A 13,196-nucleotide genomic window follows, 5' to 3' on the forward strand; every position below is an offset into this window, starting at 1 on the left:
TTGCCGCAAGCAGCGGCATTCCAAACTCAGAAGTTGTAGCGTGCCCGGGCGTAGTAATAAGCGCCGTTGAAGCCCACGGGGGAGAGCACGTCGTAGGGGAAGTTGCCGAAGTAGCTGATGTCGTCGATGGAGCGGGTGGGGTAGCGGTCGGTCACGTTGACGCCGCCGACCGAGACGCTGAAGCTGCGTGTTAGCTTCACCTCAGCCTCCAGGTCAAGCTGCCAGACGGGGGCATAAGTCTGCGTCGGGGTGAAGCCGTCTCCGAAGTCAAACACCCGAGTGGCCGAGCCGTGGCGGGTGGCGCGGGCCAGCAGGTTCCAGCCGCTATTGCTCCACTGCGCGCTGATGACATGGCGGTCGCGCGGCGCCGCGTCGGTGAGGGTATTGCTTTCCTCCAGGCCGACCTGGGGCTTGTCGATGCCCAGGGCTTTGAGCGCCGCGCTGCTCTGCTGGATATTGCTCAGCGTGGTTTTGTTGAAGCTTGAGGCCAGGGTCCAGCGCAATTCCCCCCCCGCCAGCGCGTGGCTGAATTGGCCGACCAGATCGACGCCGCGGGTGTGGGTGTCCACCGCATTGGTGAAGAAGTTGACGCCGTTCACACCGGCCACGCCGAACTGGCTTTGGATCAGCGCCGTCAGCGCGTCGCTGGACAAGCGCTCGGACAAAGTGATGCGGTCCTTGACCTTGACATCAAAAGCGTCGATGGACAGCGAAGCGCGGCGGCTGGGCTGCCAAGTCAGGCCCAGGCTGGCATTGCGGGCGGTTTCGGCCTTGAGCGGCTCGGCGCCCAGGGCGCGGGCGATGTCGCTTTGCACCGGCAGGGTGCGCACCTGGCTGAGCGTGCCACCATCGCCGCGGTCGGTGACGGTGAAGGAGAAGCCGGTTTGCGCCAGCGAGGGCGCGCGGAAGTTGTTGGACAAGGCGCCGCGCAGGGCCAGGTCTTGCGTCAACACATAGCGGCCGGAGAGCTTGGCTGTCAGCGCGCTGCCGAAGTCGGAGTAGTGGTCGGCGCGCAGGGCCAGGCCGGCAAACAGGCTGGGTGTGAGGTCGGCGCTGAGGTCGACGTAGGCGCCGACCAAATTGCGCGACAGGTCCACCGCATCCGCCGCTTGCAGACCCGGCCCGGCTTGGGCGCCGGGCGTGCCATCGAAGCTGCCGACGGCGTAAGAGGCCTCGTCGCCCGCCTTGGTGCGGAAGGACTCGCGCCGCGCTTCCACGCCAAGTGCCAAGGTGGCGGGTTTGCTCAGGCCGGGCAGCGCCAGTTCGCGGCTGAAGTCGGCGCTGATGCCCAGCTGCTGGGTCTGGAAGTCGCCCAGATGGAATTGCGTCGGGCTGGCCGCGCCCAGCGAAACATTGAGCGAGTTGCGCAGGCCGTAGTTGAACTCATTGCGGCCGAGGTTGAGGGCGACGTCGTAGTCCCAGCTCTTGTCTGCCCCCAAGCTGCCGCGCACGCCGCTGGCCAGTTGCAGGTCTTGGCTCTTGCCGGTGGTGGCGGGGCGGTAGCCGTTCGGGTAGATGGCTTTGACATTGGCAAAACTGTCGGGGTAGCGGAAGTAGGCCGCGCCCTCGCTCTTGCGCTGCTGCCAGGTGCCGAAGGCGTAGCCGCGGGCATCGCTGCCCAATGCGCCGAGACCGCCCAGCGTGAAGCCACTGTTGAACCACAGGGCCAGTTGATCCGACTCCGGCTCGCCCGGCGCGTAATTGCGCTTGCCCTGGAAGGCCAGATTGGCGGGCGACTGGTCTTCCCAGGGCGGAATCTGGTCGGGGCCGGCGCGGTTGGTGTGGTCGCGGTGTGCGGCCTCGACACCGAAGCGTACAAAGCCGCTGTCGCCCAGCTTGAGGCCCAGCTTGCCTTGCAGCTCACGCGAGCGGCCGTCGTTCAAGGTTTCATTGCTGGGCTCGAAGCGGGTGTGGAAGCCGCCCACACCGCCCGCCACCAGGCCGCCATTGTCGGCATCGTCGAGGATGATGTTGATCACGCCGGCAATCGCGTCGCTGCCGTACTGGGCGCCGGCGCCATCGCGCAGCACCTCGATGCGCTTGATGGCCGAGACCGGAATGGCGTTGAAGTCCACCGGGTTGGTGCCCTTGCCGGTCTTGGATTCCAGGTTGACGATGGCCGAGTTGTGTCGGCGCTTGCCGTTCACCAAGACCAGCACTTGGTCGGGCGAGAGGCCGCGCAGCTGGGCCGCGCGCACATGGTCACCGCCGCCGGAATTGCTTTGGCGCGGGAAGTTGAAGGAGGGCAGCAGGGTCTGCAGGGCCGCAGCCAAGTTGCCGTCGCCGGCCACGGCGCGCTGCAGGTCTTCCTGGCTCAAGACGTCCACCGGCACGGCGGAGTTCAGCAGCGTGCGGTCTTTGGCGCGGGTGCCGGTCACCAGCACCTGATCCAGTTGGGCCGAGGCCGCTGGCTGGTCGGCAACTTGGGCCAAGGCGTTCATGGGCGACAGGCCCGCGAGATTGGCGAGGAGGGCGGCGCAGGCAATTCGGGTAGGCGTGTGCAACATGGCGGCTGGGTGGCTTAGTCGTGAAAGAGCGGTGACAAAGCTGATAAGGCTAAGGCAAAGCGATAGGGCGCTCAAAGACTGTTCGGCAATAAGCTCATGCAAACGTGGCAGGCAGGACACAGCAGTTAGCATTCGCCAGCCGTGTTGGCCTCTTTCTCCGCTTTCCTTTGCCTCAGCCATTGCCCGCCTTGACTTCCCCATGCCCAGCCAGCCCCAGCAAGACTTGACCCCGCCCACAGTGCTCGTCCTGCCGCAGCGCCAGCTCGACGTCAAACATGCCGTGGCCCTGTGCGTGGGCATGGTGGTGGGCGCGGGCATCTTCAAGACCTCGCCGCTGGTGGCGGCGGCGCTGGGTGGCTCCTACGAGCTTTATCTGGCATGGGCATTTGGCGGCTTGCTGTCCTTCATCGGCGCGCTGTGCTTTGCCGAAATGGCCTCGAGCTTTCCCGATACCGGCGGCGACTATTTCTTCCTGCGCCGCGCCTACGGCCAGCGCCTGGGCTTTCTGTTCGCCTGGTCGCGTTTTGCGGTGATCCATACCGGCTCGATGGCCTTGCTGGCCTTTGTGTTCGGCGACTATCTGAGCCAGGTGCTGGACCTGCGGCCCTGGTTGGGCCCCTATACCAGCGCGGTGCTGGGGGCCGGCCTGATCGTCCTGCTGACCGGGCTGAATCTGCTGGGCGTGCGCGTCGGCCTGGGCACCCAGCTGGGCCTGACCACGGTGGTGCTGGGCGGGCTTTTGCTCTTGGGCCTGGGCGCGGGCGTGCAGGTCTGGGCCGGGCATGCGCCGCAAACGCCGCTGGTGGTGGACGACCCGGCGCGGCACAACTGGGGCCAGGCCATGGTGTTTGTGTTCCTGGCCTACGGTGGCTGGAGCGACGCGGCCACCTTGTCGGCCGAGATGCGAGACCAGCGCAGCGGCATCAAGCGCGCCCTGTGGTGGGGCTTGCTGCTGGTCTCGGGCCTCTATCTGCTGGCCAACTGGGCTTATTTGCAAGTGCTGGGTCTGGACGGCCTAGCGCGCAGCGAAGCGCCGGCGGCGGCCTTGATGCTGGCGGTGTTCGGCCGACCGGGCGAGTTGCTGATGGTGGCCATCGTGTCGCTGACGGCGCTGTCGGTGATGAATGCGATTTTGATTGCCGGGCCGCGCACCACTTATGCCGCCGCCCGCGATGTGGCCGGCAGCCTGCATCTGGCGCGCTGGAACGCCAAGCGCGGCACGCCCACCGCGGCCGTGCTGGCCACCAGCGGCGTGGCTCTGGCCCTGGTGGCTTTTGGCGCCATCACCCGCGGCGGCTTCGCCACCATGGTGGACTATCTGTCCCCCGTCTATTGGTTCTTCATGACGCTCAGCGCCCTGGCTGTGATCCGCCTGCGCCGCAGTGAGCCGGAGGTGCAGCGCCACTACCAAGTGCCGTTCTACCCCTGGCTGCCGCTGGCCTTTGCGCTGTGCTGCTTGTATGTTTTGTGGTCCAGCGTGGTCTATGTGCGCGCCGGGGCCATGGTCGGTGTGGCGGTGCTGGCGCTTGGCGCCATGATTTTGTGGCCGCTGAGCAAAAGGGCGCAGGCATGAGCAAAACCAGTCGCAATCCCGACAACCTGCCCGCCTTGCCCGGGCAGGCTGATGGCGGCTTTGCCGCCAAGGTGTCCGAGGCGGTGTTGGATCTGGTGTCCAGCCGGCCCGAGTCTGCCCGCCAGGCCAGCACCTTGCCCAGCGAGGCCGCCCGCGCCGCGCAAAGCGTGGCTCAGCAAGCAGCCCAGAAGGCCGCGCTGGCGGCAGGGTCGCTGGCGCTGCCGCCGGGCCCGCTGGGCTGGTTGACCATCCTGCCCGAGCTGCTGACGGTCTGGCGCATCCAGCGCCAGGCGGTGGCCGACATCGCCGCCATCTACGGCCGCACGGCCGACTTGGGTCGCGAGCAAATGCTTTACTGCATGTTCCGCCACACGGCGGCCCAGGCCGTGCGCGACCTTGCCGTGCGGGTGGGGGAGCGCATGGTGGTGCAGCCCGTGGCTGCCAAAGTGATGCAGCAGATCAGCCGCGTGGTGGGCGTCAAGCTGAGCGAGAGCCTGGTGCGCAAGTCGATTTCGCGCTGGGTGCCGCTGGCCGGCGCGGCGGCCGTCAGCGCCTATGCGTTTTACGACTCCCAGCGGGTGGCGCGCACGGCGATCGAGTTGTTCGAGGGCGAGCAGATCATCGAACTCAAGCCCTGAGTCGACGCGTGGGCCGATGCGCGGGCCGCGCTTGGGCTACAGTCAGGCAAAAACATGTGGCGCCGCAGAGTATCGAAACAAGGGGTCTGAAGATGGGCGAGATTCCCGCCATTCTGGACATCGAGGCTTCGGGCTTTGGCCGCGGCAGTTATCCGATCGAAGTTGGCTTTGTGGACTCCGCCGGGGCCATGTTTTGCTCGCTGATCCAACCTGAGCCCGAATGGCAGCATTGGGACGCCTCGGCCGAGGCGGTTCACGGCATCAGCCGCGCCACCTTGTGCCGGCATGGCAAGCCGCCTTTGTGGGTGGCCCAGCAAATCAACAGCCATCTGCGCGGCCAAGTGGTTTATTGCGACGCCTGGGCGCATGACTATCCTTGGCTGGCCCGCCTGTTCGACGTGGTGGATCTGGTGCCCCAATTCAAGCTGGCCGATTTGCGCTGCCTGCTCAGCGAGGCCGAGGCCTCGCATTGGCATGCCGTGCTCAACCAGGTGCGCTTGGAGCAGGCGCTGCAGCGCCATCGCGCCAGCAGCGATGCGCGAATTCTGCAGCTGACCTTGCAAAAGTTGCGGCAGAACTTGGGCGGCGCGAGCGAGCCTACTGAACAGGCTGTTGCGAATGGTGGGTCGAATGGCTACAGCAATGGCCATGCCCATGGGCGCGGCGCGCCCGCCTCGTGAGCTGAGCGCGCGCAATCTTGATCCAAGGCAAGCCCTTCGCTGGGCAGCGGCCCGAAGATAGCGGTCCCGCATCCGCCGGTAATCGCTAGGGACACATCATGTTTTTTCATCGCATCCTCCTGCCCACCGATGGCTCTGCCACCGCCCAACGTGCTGCCTTGGTGGCCGCGGATATGGCCAAGCGTTATGGCGCTGTGCTGGAAATCATCAGCGTGATCGATCCTTCGCCCTTTCTCTACTTCCCCGATAGTGGCGGTGAGGCGATGAGTTATTACTTGGAGGCTTCGGAGTCCGCCGCTCGCCAAGGCATCGAGCATGCGGAAGATGCCGCCAAGAGCTGTGGCGTGGACTTCACGAGCCAGATTCTGCGCGAGCATGGCCCGGCGCCGGCCATCGTGGCGCACGCCAAGCAGACGGCGTGCGACATGATCGTGATCGGCTCGCATGGCCGTCGCGGCCTGGACGCTGTGTTGTTGGGCAGCGTGGCGCAGAAGGTGCTGACCTTGGCAGAAGTGCCGGTTTTTGTGATCAAGTGACTGACGCGCTGCGGCCTTAAACGCCTTTGATCGGCCCTGGTTTGGGCGAACCTCAGGCGTTTTTAGGGCGTTGTTTTTTGATGATTCTGATCAGGGCTGACCCCGACAGAATGCGCTGAAACGCTGGGCTAGACTGGGCCGATGAACGAGCCCAACAGCGTGGCCGACACCGCCGCAAACCCTGCCAGTCAAGACAAGCTGGTGCCGCGCAACTTGCCTGATCTCAGGCAGAAAAAGGTGCCCTCGCAGCAGCGGGCGGTGGAAACCTTCGAACGCATTCTGGCCGCCTGTGGTGACTTGCTGGGCGAGGTGGGCATTGAGCGCCTGTCGACCAATCTGGTCTGTCAGCGCGCGGGCATTTCGCCGCCGGCGCTTTACCAGTACTTCCCGAACAAGTACGCCATTTTGTGTGAATTGGCCGAACGCCTGATGCGCAGCCAGAATGGCTTGCTCAAGCCCTGGGCCACGGCGGAAACCTGGCGCCTGCCCGAGCCCGAGTTGGCCGCCAGCATTGCCGACCTGTTCATACGCACGCTGCAGCTGACCGAGCAAATGCCCGCCGGCATCTGGATCACCCGCGCCCTGCGCGCCGTACCGACCTTGCAGGAGGTGCGCCATAGCTCCCATGAGCTGGTTACCGACTTGCTGGTGCAGCCCTTTATGCAAGCCTATCCGCAGGCCGACCAGACTGAGGTGCGCCTGACCCTGCGCCTGGGCATTGACGCGCTCTACGCCGCGCAGGAGTTGCTGTTCGACAACCCCAAGCTGGAACCACGCGCCGTCGCCCGCACCATGGCGGCGATGGTGACCGGTCAATTGGTCAAGCTGCGCCAGAGCGAATGAGGCAGTCGGCCCGGCAATTGCCAGTTTCGGGCCCAATTTCTCGGGTTTGCTGAGGGCGGGCGTGCCATGATGGCGCCTCATGTCCTATCTGCAAACCGGGAGGCAGTGATGGCGGCTGCCGTCGAACCAAGTCAGCAAGAGCTAGAACAAGAGCAAGCTCGCCTGCAGGCTTTGCAGGAGTTTGAGGTCATGGACACGCCCCCCGAGCGGGCGTTTGACGACCTGACCGAGTTGGCCGTGAGCCTGTTCGGCGTGCCGATTTCGCTGGTGACTTTGCTTGACAGCGAGCGCCAGTGGTTCAAATCCCGCCAGGGCCTGGACGTCATTGAGACGGCGCGTGACATCGCTTTTTGCGACATCACCATCCGCGGCAGCGCGGTGCTGGTGATCGAGGATGCCGAGCATGACCCCCGCTCCCGCAGCAATCCCCTGGTCACCGGCCCACTGGCCGTGCGCTTTTACGCTGGCGCACCGCTGATCACGCCCGAGGGCCATGCCCTGGGCAGCCTGTGCGTGGTGGATCGCGAGCCACGCGCCTTCACTCCGCAGCAGTGTGAAGACCTGGAGCGGCTGGCCCGGCAGGTGATGACGCAGCTGCTGCTGCGCCGCAAGAACAGGGAGCTGGCGACGACCTTGCGTGAGTTCGGCTTGGTCGATCAGCGCCGGCGCGAAAGTGAATCGATTTACGGGTTGTTGTTCGCCAATAGCCTGGACGGGGTGATGCAGACCCGGCCCGGCGGCGACATTCTCACCGCCAACCCCATGGCTTGCGCGATCCTCGGCCAAAGCGAAGCGCAGCTGCGCCGCGTGCAGCGCTCGCAGGTGCTGGACCTGCGCGACCCGCGCCTGCTGCGCTTGTTTGACGAACGCGATCGCGACGGAAAGGCGCGCGGCGAGATCACCATGATTCGCGGCAACGGTGAGCGCTTCGAGGCCGAGGTGTCGACGGTGACCTACCAAGACGAGGCGGGTGAGCAATTCGCCAGCGTCGCTTTCCGAGACATCACCGAGCGTCGCCTGTGGGCCCGCAAGCTGGAGCAAAGCCTGGAGTTGCTGGGCAATCTGGCGCGGCGGGTGCCGGGCGCACTTGTGCAGTACCGCCTCGACCCTGACGGACGCACCTGCTACCCCTTCGCCAGCGAAGGCATTTTCAATATGTTTGAGGTCAGCCCGCTGGATGTGCGGGAAGACGATGCGGTGGTGCGCAAGCTGGTGCATCCGGACGATCAGCGCGGCCTGGTGGAGTCGATTCAACGGTCGGCTCAAACGCTGCAGCCCTGGCACCATGAGTTCCGCGTGGTGTTGCCGCGCCAGGGCCTGCGTTGGCGCCTGGGCAGCGGCCAGCCCGAGCGGCGGCCCGATGGCAGTGTGCTTTGGCACGGCTTCGTCAGCGACATCACCGAACGCAAACATTCCGAGCAACACACCCACTGGCTGGCGCATTACGACGTGCTGACCGGCCTGCCCAACCGCCGCATGTTGCTGGACCGCATCGGGCATGACCTAGCGGTGGCGCGGCGTTCACGGCAGCTGGGCGCGCTCTTGTTCATCGACCTTGATCACTTCAAGCACATCAACGATGCCCTGGGTCATTCGATCGGTGACGAGCTGCTCAAGCAGGTGGCCGAACGCCTGCGCGAAGTGGCGCGCGAAGACGACACGGTGGCGCGCCTAGGCGGCGACGAATTCGTGGTGCTGGTCAGCAATCTGGGTCTGGACGCCGCCCAGGCCACCCGCCATGCCATGGCCGTGGCCGAGAAGCTGCGCGAGGTGCTGGTGATGGACCACCACATCTTTGATCACAGCTACAACATCTCGGGCAGCATCGGCATCACCCTGTTCCCCAAGGGCGCGGAGGCGGTGGACGATTTGCTGCGCGAGGCCGACACGGCCATGTACCGCGCCAAGGCCTCGGGGCGCAACCGGGTGGCCTTTTTCGAAACCGCCATGCATGCCGAGGTGCAAAGCCGCTTGGCCCTGGAGCAAGACCTGAAAGAGGCTTTGCAGCTGGAGCAGTTCGAGCTGCATCTGCAGCCGCAGTTCGATGCGCAAGGGCAGGAGATCGGTGGCGAGTTGCTGCTGCGCTGGCACAGCCCAAAACGAGGCCGGGTGTCACCGCTGGATTTCATTCCGGTGGCCGAAGAGTCGGGTCTGATCATCGAGCTGGGCGACCGGGTACTGCGCCAGGCCTGCTTGGCCCTGGCTCGCCTGCACAAGGCTGGGCGCTTGCAATGCCTGTCGGTCAATGTGAGCCCGCGGCAGTTCCGCAAAGACGACTTCGTGGCGGGCTTGCGGCAAATCATTCAGGACACCGGCGCCCCGGCCGACTACCTGATTCTGGAAGTGACAGAGAACCTGCTGATCGACAACTGGCAAGACACCAGCGCCCGTATGTCCGAGCTGCGCGCCCTGGGCCTGCGTTTTTCCATCGACGATTTCGGCACCGGCTACTCCAGCCTGGCTTATTTGAAGAAGCTGCCGCTGTATGAGCTCAAAATCGACAAGAGCTTTGTGCAGGACACGCCCGATGATCCCAATGACACGGCCATCGTCGAGGCCATTGTGTCCATGGCCAAGCACTTGAATCTGCGCGTGGTGGCCGAAGGGGTGGAGACCCCGGCGCAGGCCGACTTCTTGCTGCGCACAGGTTGCGATTGCCTGCAGGGCTATTTGCTGGGCCGCCCCGGTCCGCTGGAAGACTGGCTGAGCTTGCGTGGCGCTTAAGTGATGAGTTAGCGGGGCCTTGGCCGCGGCCAAGGCATCCACCTCAGAAACTCGCCTTACAGCTCGCTCACGCTCTTGACGCGCTGCGGCATGGCCACGGTTTGCGCCAGCGGCTCGGCCGCGCGGCCGTGGAAGCGATCGAGCAGATCACGCCACTGCGCCTTCACCGTGCTGACATTGGCCAGCTTCACATGGCCATAGCCACGAATGCTTTCGGGCAGGCGGGCCAGCTTGACGGCCAGGTCCAGCTTGTCGGCCGTGAGGTGCTGGAGTAGCTCGTCCACCAGGGCTTCGTACTCGCTGATCAGGGCGCGCTCCATGCGGCGCTCTTCCGTCTTGCCGAACAGGTCCAGCGGGCCGCCGCGCAAGCCTTTGAACTTGGTCATCAGCTTGAGGGCACGGAAGGTCCAGGAGCCCAGCTCGACCTTCTTGACGCGGCCATCCGCACCCGGCTTGGCCAGCAGCGGCGGGGCCATGTGGAAGCTCAGGGACTGCCAGTTGGCGAACTGCGCCTTCAGGCTGGCTTCGAAGCTGCCGTCGGTGTAGAGGCGGGCCACTTCCCATTCGTCTTTGTAGCTCAAGAGCTTGGCGTAGTAGCGGGCCACGGCCTTGCTCAAGCGCTCGCTTTTGCCTGCCTCGCCCAGCTGGGCTTCGGCGGCGCGCACGCGTTTGACCAGGGCTTCATAACGGGCTGCGTAAGCGGCATCTTGGTACGCCGTCAGGTGCTCGATGCGGCGGGCGATCAGGCCATCCGCGCCGTCGAGTTTGTCCTGGCCCAGCAGCAGCTGCACTTTCTGCTCCTGCTGGCCGCCCAGGCGTGCCAGGGCCTCCGGCGCGGCAATCGCCAGGCGGCCCAGCGCGAAGGCTGTCTTATTGCCTTCCACGGCCACACCGTTGAGTTCGATGGCGCGCATCAGCGCCGCTTCACTCAGGGGGATCAGGCCGCGCTGGTAGCAGGCACCCAGCATGATGATGTTGCTGGGCATGGTGTCGCCCATCAGGCTCAGGGCAATCGCCTGCGCATCGATGGTGGACAAGAGCGAGGCATCACCGCCCACCGCATGCAGCATCTTGGCCAGCAGGGATTCGCCTTGCAGATTGGCGTCCGGGTTGCGCACAAAGGCGGCCGTGGGCAGCTCATGCGTATTGGCCACGATGATGGTGCGGCCGGGTTTGATGGTGCCTAGCGCGTCGGGCGAGGCGCCCACCACCTTGTCGCAGGCCAAGAGCACATCGGCCTGCTGGGTGTCGATGCGCACCTGGTTCAGCAATTCCTTGGTGGGAGCCAGGCGCACAAAGCTCAAAACCGAGCCGCCTTTTTGCGCGAAGCCCATGAAGTCCAGCACCGAGGCCTGCTTGCCTTCCAAGTGCGCGGCCATGGACACCAGCGCGCCCACGGTGACCACGCCGGTGCCGCCCACGCCGGTCACCAGCAAGTCAAACGGGCCGCTCCATTGCCAATTGGCGGGTGCGGCCAGCGCGGCCACTTCGCGTGCCAGGTCTTGCGCGCTGAAGCCAGCACCCTGGCGCTTCTTCAGCTCGGCGCCATGCACCGAGACAAAGCTGGGGCAAAAGCCATTGACGCAAGAGAAGTCCTTGTTGCAGCTGGATTGCTCGATGCTGCGCTTGCGGCCGAAGTCGGTTTCCACCGGCACGACGGAGAGGCAGTTGGAGGCCTGGCCGCAGTCGCCGCAGCCCTCGCACACCGCCTGGTTGATGAAGATGCGTTTGGGTGGATCGGCAAACTCGCCCTTTTTGCGGCGGCGGCGTTTCTCGGCGGCACAAGTCTGGTCGTAGATCAGCACGGTCACGCCAGGGATCTCGCGCAGCTCGCGCTGCACGGCGTCCAGCTCGCTGCGGTCATGGAAGGTGGTGCCGGCCGGGAAGAGGCCGCGGTGCGCGTCGTATTTGTCGATCTCGTCGGACACGATCACCAGCTTCTTGACGCCCTCGGCCTCCACCTGGCGTGCAATCTGAGGCACGCTGGTGCTGCCGTCCACCGGCTGGCCGCCGGTCATGGCAACGGCGTCGTTGTAGAGGATTTTGTAGGTGATATTGGTCTTGGCGGCGATGGCCTGGCGGATCGCCAGATAGCCCGAGTGGTAGTAGGTGCCGTCGCCGAGGTTCTGGAACACATGCTTTTCGGTGGTGAAGCGGCTGTGCGCCGCCCAGTCCACGCCCTCGGCGCCCATCTGGATCAGGCCGGAGGTGCCGCGCTCCATCCAGCTGGCCATGAAGTGGCAGCCGATGCCGGCCAGGGCGCGCGAGCCCTCGGGCAGCTTGGTGGAGGTGTTGTGCGGGCAGCCCGAGCAGAAGTAGGGCTGGCGGCGCACGCCGTCGGCGGCATTGCTCAGCAAGCAGGGCGTGAGGAAGTCTTGCACCAGCTCGCGCCGGTCCAGGTTGGGCCCTAAACGCGCCAGCCACTGCGCCACCGTGCTCATGATGCGCGAGGGGCGCAGCTCACCCAGGGCGCTCAGCACCGCAGCACCTTCGGCGTCGCTCTTGCCGGTCACGCGCGGGCGCTGGGCATCGGGCAGGTGATAGAGCAGCTCTTTGATCTGGCGCTCCACCACGGGGGCCTTTTCCTCGATCACCAGCAGCTCGCTCAGGCCTTGCGCAAACGTGCGCATGCGGCTGCTTTCCAGCGGGAACACCAGGCCCACTTTGTAGACCCGCACGCCAGCAGCGGCCAATGCCTCGGTGCTGAGCTGGAGGCGGCGCAGCACTTCCATGAAGTCGTAATGCGCTTTGCCGACGGTGACGATGCCCAGCGTGGCCTGCGGGCTGACGACGATGTGTTTGTCGATGCTGGCATTGAGCTTGGCGAAGGCCTTGACGGCGTTCATCTTGTGCTCAAGCCGGGTTTCCAGCTCCAGCGAGGGCAGATCCACCGAGCGGATGTGCAGATCCACCGGCGGCACATGGTCGGGGCGCTGGAAGTCGGTCTGGATCGCGTCCAGATCCACCGTCATGCCCGACTCCACCACTTCCGAGATGGCTTTGAACCCGACCCAGGTGGAGGAGAAGCGGCTCAGCGCCCAGCCGTACAGGCCAAACTCCAGGTACTCCGCCACATTGCCGGGGTGGACGATGGGCATATGCCAGGCCTGCAGGGCCAGATCGCTTTGGTGCGGGGTGCTGGACGAGACGCAGCCATGGTCGTCGCCGCACACCACCAGCACGCCGCCTTGGGCCGAGGTGCCGTAGACATTGCCATGCTTCAAGGCGTCGCCCGAGCGGTCCACACCGGGGCCTTTGCCGTACCACATCGCGAACACGCCGTCGGCCGTGCGCTTGGGGTCGAGCGCAACGCGTTGCACGCCCAGGCAGGCCGTGGCGGCCAGGTCTTCGTTGATGGCGGGCAGGAAGTTGACCTTGGCCGCATCGAGGAACTTCTTGGCCTTCCACAGCTGCTGATCCACCATGCCCAGCGGGCTGCCGCGGTAGCCCGACACAAAGCCGGCGGTGTTCAGGCCTGCGCGCTCATCCGAGGCTTTTTGCGCGAGCAACAAGCGCACGATGGCCTGGGTGCCGGTCATGAAGACGGCGCCGCTGGTGGCGGCCAGGTTGTCGGAGAGCTTGTAGGGGCGCAGGGCCGGCGTGGGGCTGGCGCTGTGGCCGGGGGCCGTGGTCGTGCCCGGGACGGCGTCTGCAGAAGGTGTTGCGCTGCCTGTCATGGCGGTCTCCGAATTCTT

At 65.4% G+C, this 13,196-nt stretch carries 8 protein-coding genes; 6 read left to right on the forward strand and 2 right to left on the reverse strand.

Annotated elements, in window-relative coordinates:
• Positions 1–26 precede the first annotated feature (26 nt).
• Positions 27–2,507 carry a TonB-dependent receptor plug domain-containing protein gene (locus AABB87_RS11305; protein ID WP_341971342.1) on the reverse strand — a complete coding sequence of 827 codons (2,481 nt, stop codon included), beginning with the start codon at positions 2,505–2,507 and terminating at the stop codon, positions 27–29.
• Positions 2,508–2,706: 199 nt separating this feature from the next.
• Between AABB87_RS11305 and AABB87_RS11310 the strand changes: the two genes are divergently transcribed.
• From AABB87_RS11310 to AABB87_RS11335, 6 genes are all read left to right on the forward strand, one after another.
• On the forward strand, positions 2,707–4,080 hold the full coding sequence (locus AABB87_RS11310) for an APC family permease (protein ID WP_341971343.1): 1,374 nt from the start codon (positions 2,707–2,709) through the stop codon (positions 4,078–4,080).
• On the forward strand, positions 4,077–4,718 hold the full coding sequence (locus AABB87_RS11315) for a hypothetical protein (RefSeq protein WP_341971344.1): 642 nt from the start codon (positions 4,077–4,079) through the stop codon (positions 4,716–4,718). The genes AABB87_RS11310 and AABB87_RS11315 overlap by 4 nt, the downstream gene beginning before the upstream one ends.
• Positions 4,719–4,810: 92 nt before the next feature.
• Entirely contained in the window at positions 4,811–5,398 is a 588-nt protein-coding gene (locus tag AABB87_RS11320) for a 3'-5' exonuclease (protein ID WP_341971345.1), read from the forward strand.
• Positions 5,399–5,496: 98 nt separating this feature from the next.
• A complete protein-coding gene (locus tag AABB87_RS11325) occupies positions 5,497–5,934 on the forward strand; it encodes a universal stress protein (protein WP_341971346.1) in 438 nt (145 codons plus the stop codon).
• A gap of 141 nt (positions 5,935–6,075) precedes the next feature.
• Positions 6,076–6,777 carry a TetR/AcrR family transcriptional regulator gene (locus AABB87_RS11330; RefSeq protein WP_341971347.1) on the forward strand — a complete coding sequence of 234 codons (702 nt, stop codon included), beginning with the start codon at positions 6,076–6,078 and terminating at the stop codon, positions 6,775–6,777.
• A gap of 189 nt (positions 6,778–6,966) precedes the next feature.
• Positions 6,967–9,501 (forward strand): sensor domain-containing phosphodiesterase, encoded by a 2,535-nt coding sequence (locus AABB87_RS11335; protein WP_341971348.1) that lies wholly within the window; start codon positions 6,967–6,969, stop codon positions 9,499–9,501.
• Positions 9,502–9,557: 56 nt separating this feature from the next.
• Here AABB87_RS11335 and AABB87_RS11340 read toward each other — a convergent pair whose 3' ends face one another.
• Complete coding sequence (locus tag AABB87_RS11340; protein WP_341971349.1) at positions 9,558–13,178, reverse strand: indolepyruvate ferredoxin oxidoreductase family protein; 3,621 nt, start codon at positions 13,176–13,178, stop codon at positions 9,558–9,560.
• Positions 13,179–13,196: the final 18 nt, after the last annotated feature.

This window comes from Roseateles sp. PN1, from assembly GCF_038419725.1.
Classification (GTDB): domain Bacteria; phylum Pseudomonadota; class Gammaproteobacteria; order Burkholderiales; family Burkholderiaceae_C; genus Paucibacter_A.

Excerpts from the sequence above, each read along its gene's own strand:
- AABB87_RS11305 (WP_341971342.1), bottom strand. The coding sequence starts at position 2,507 with ATGTTGCACACGCCTACCCGAATTGCCTGCGCCGCCCTCCTCGCCAAT.
- AABB87_RS11310 (WP_341971343.1), top strand. The coding sequence starts at position 2,707 with ATGCCCAGCCAGCCCCAGCAAGACTTGACCCCGCCCACAGTGCTCGTC.
- AABB87_RS11315 (WP_341971344.1), top strand. The coding sequence starts at position 4,077 with ATGAGCAAAACCAGTCGCAATCCCGACAACCTGCCCGCCTTGCCCGGG.
- AABB87_RS11320 (WP_341971345.1), top strand. The coding sequence starts at position 4,811 with ATGGGCGAGATTCCCGCCATTCTGGACATCGAGGCTTCGGGCTTTGGC.
- AABB87_RS11325 (WP_341971346.1), top strand. The coding sequence starts at position 5,497 with ATGTTTTTTCATCGCATCCTCCTGCCCACCGATGGCTCTGCCACCGCC.
- AABB87_RS11330 (WP_341971347.1), top strand. The coding sequence starts at position 6,076 with ATGAACGAGCCCAACAGCGTGGCCGACACCGCCGCAAACCCTGCCAGT.
- AABB87_RS11335 (WP_341971348.1), top strand. The coding sequence starts at position 6,967 with ATGGACACGCCCCCCGAGCGGGCGTTTGACGACCTGACCGAGTTGGCC.
- AABB87_RS11340 (WP_341971349.1), bottom strand. The coding sequence starts at position 13,178 with ATGACAGGCAGCGCAACACCTTCTGCAGACGCCGTCCCGGGCACGACC.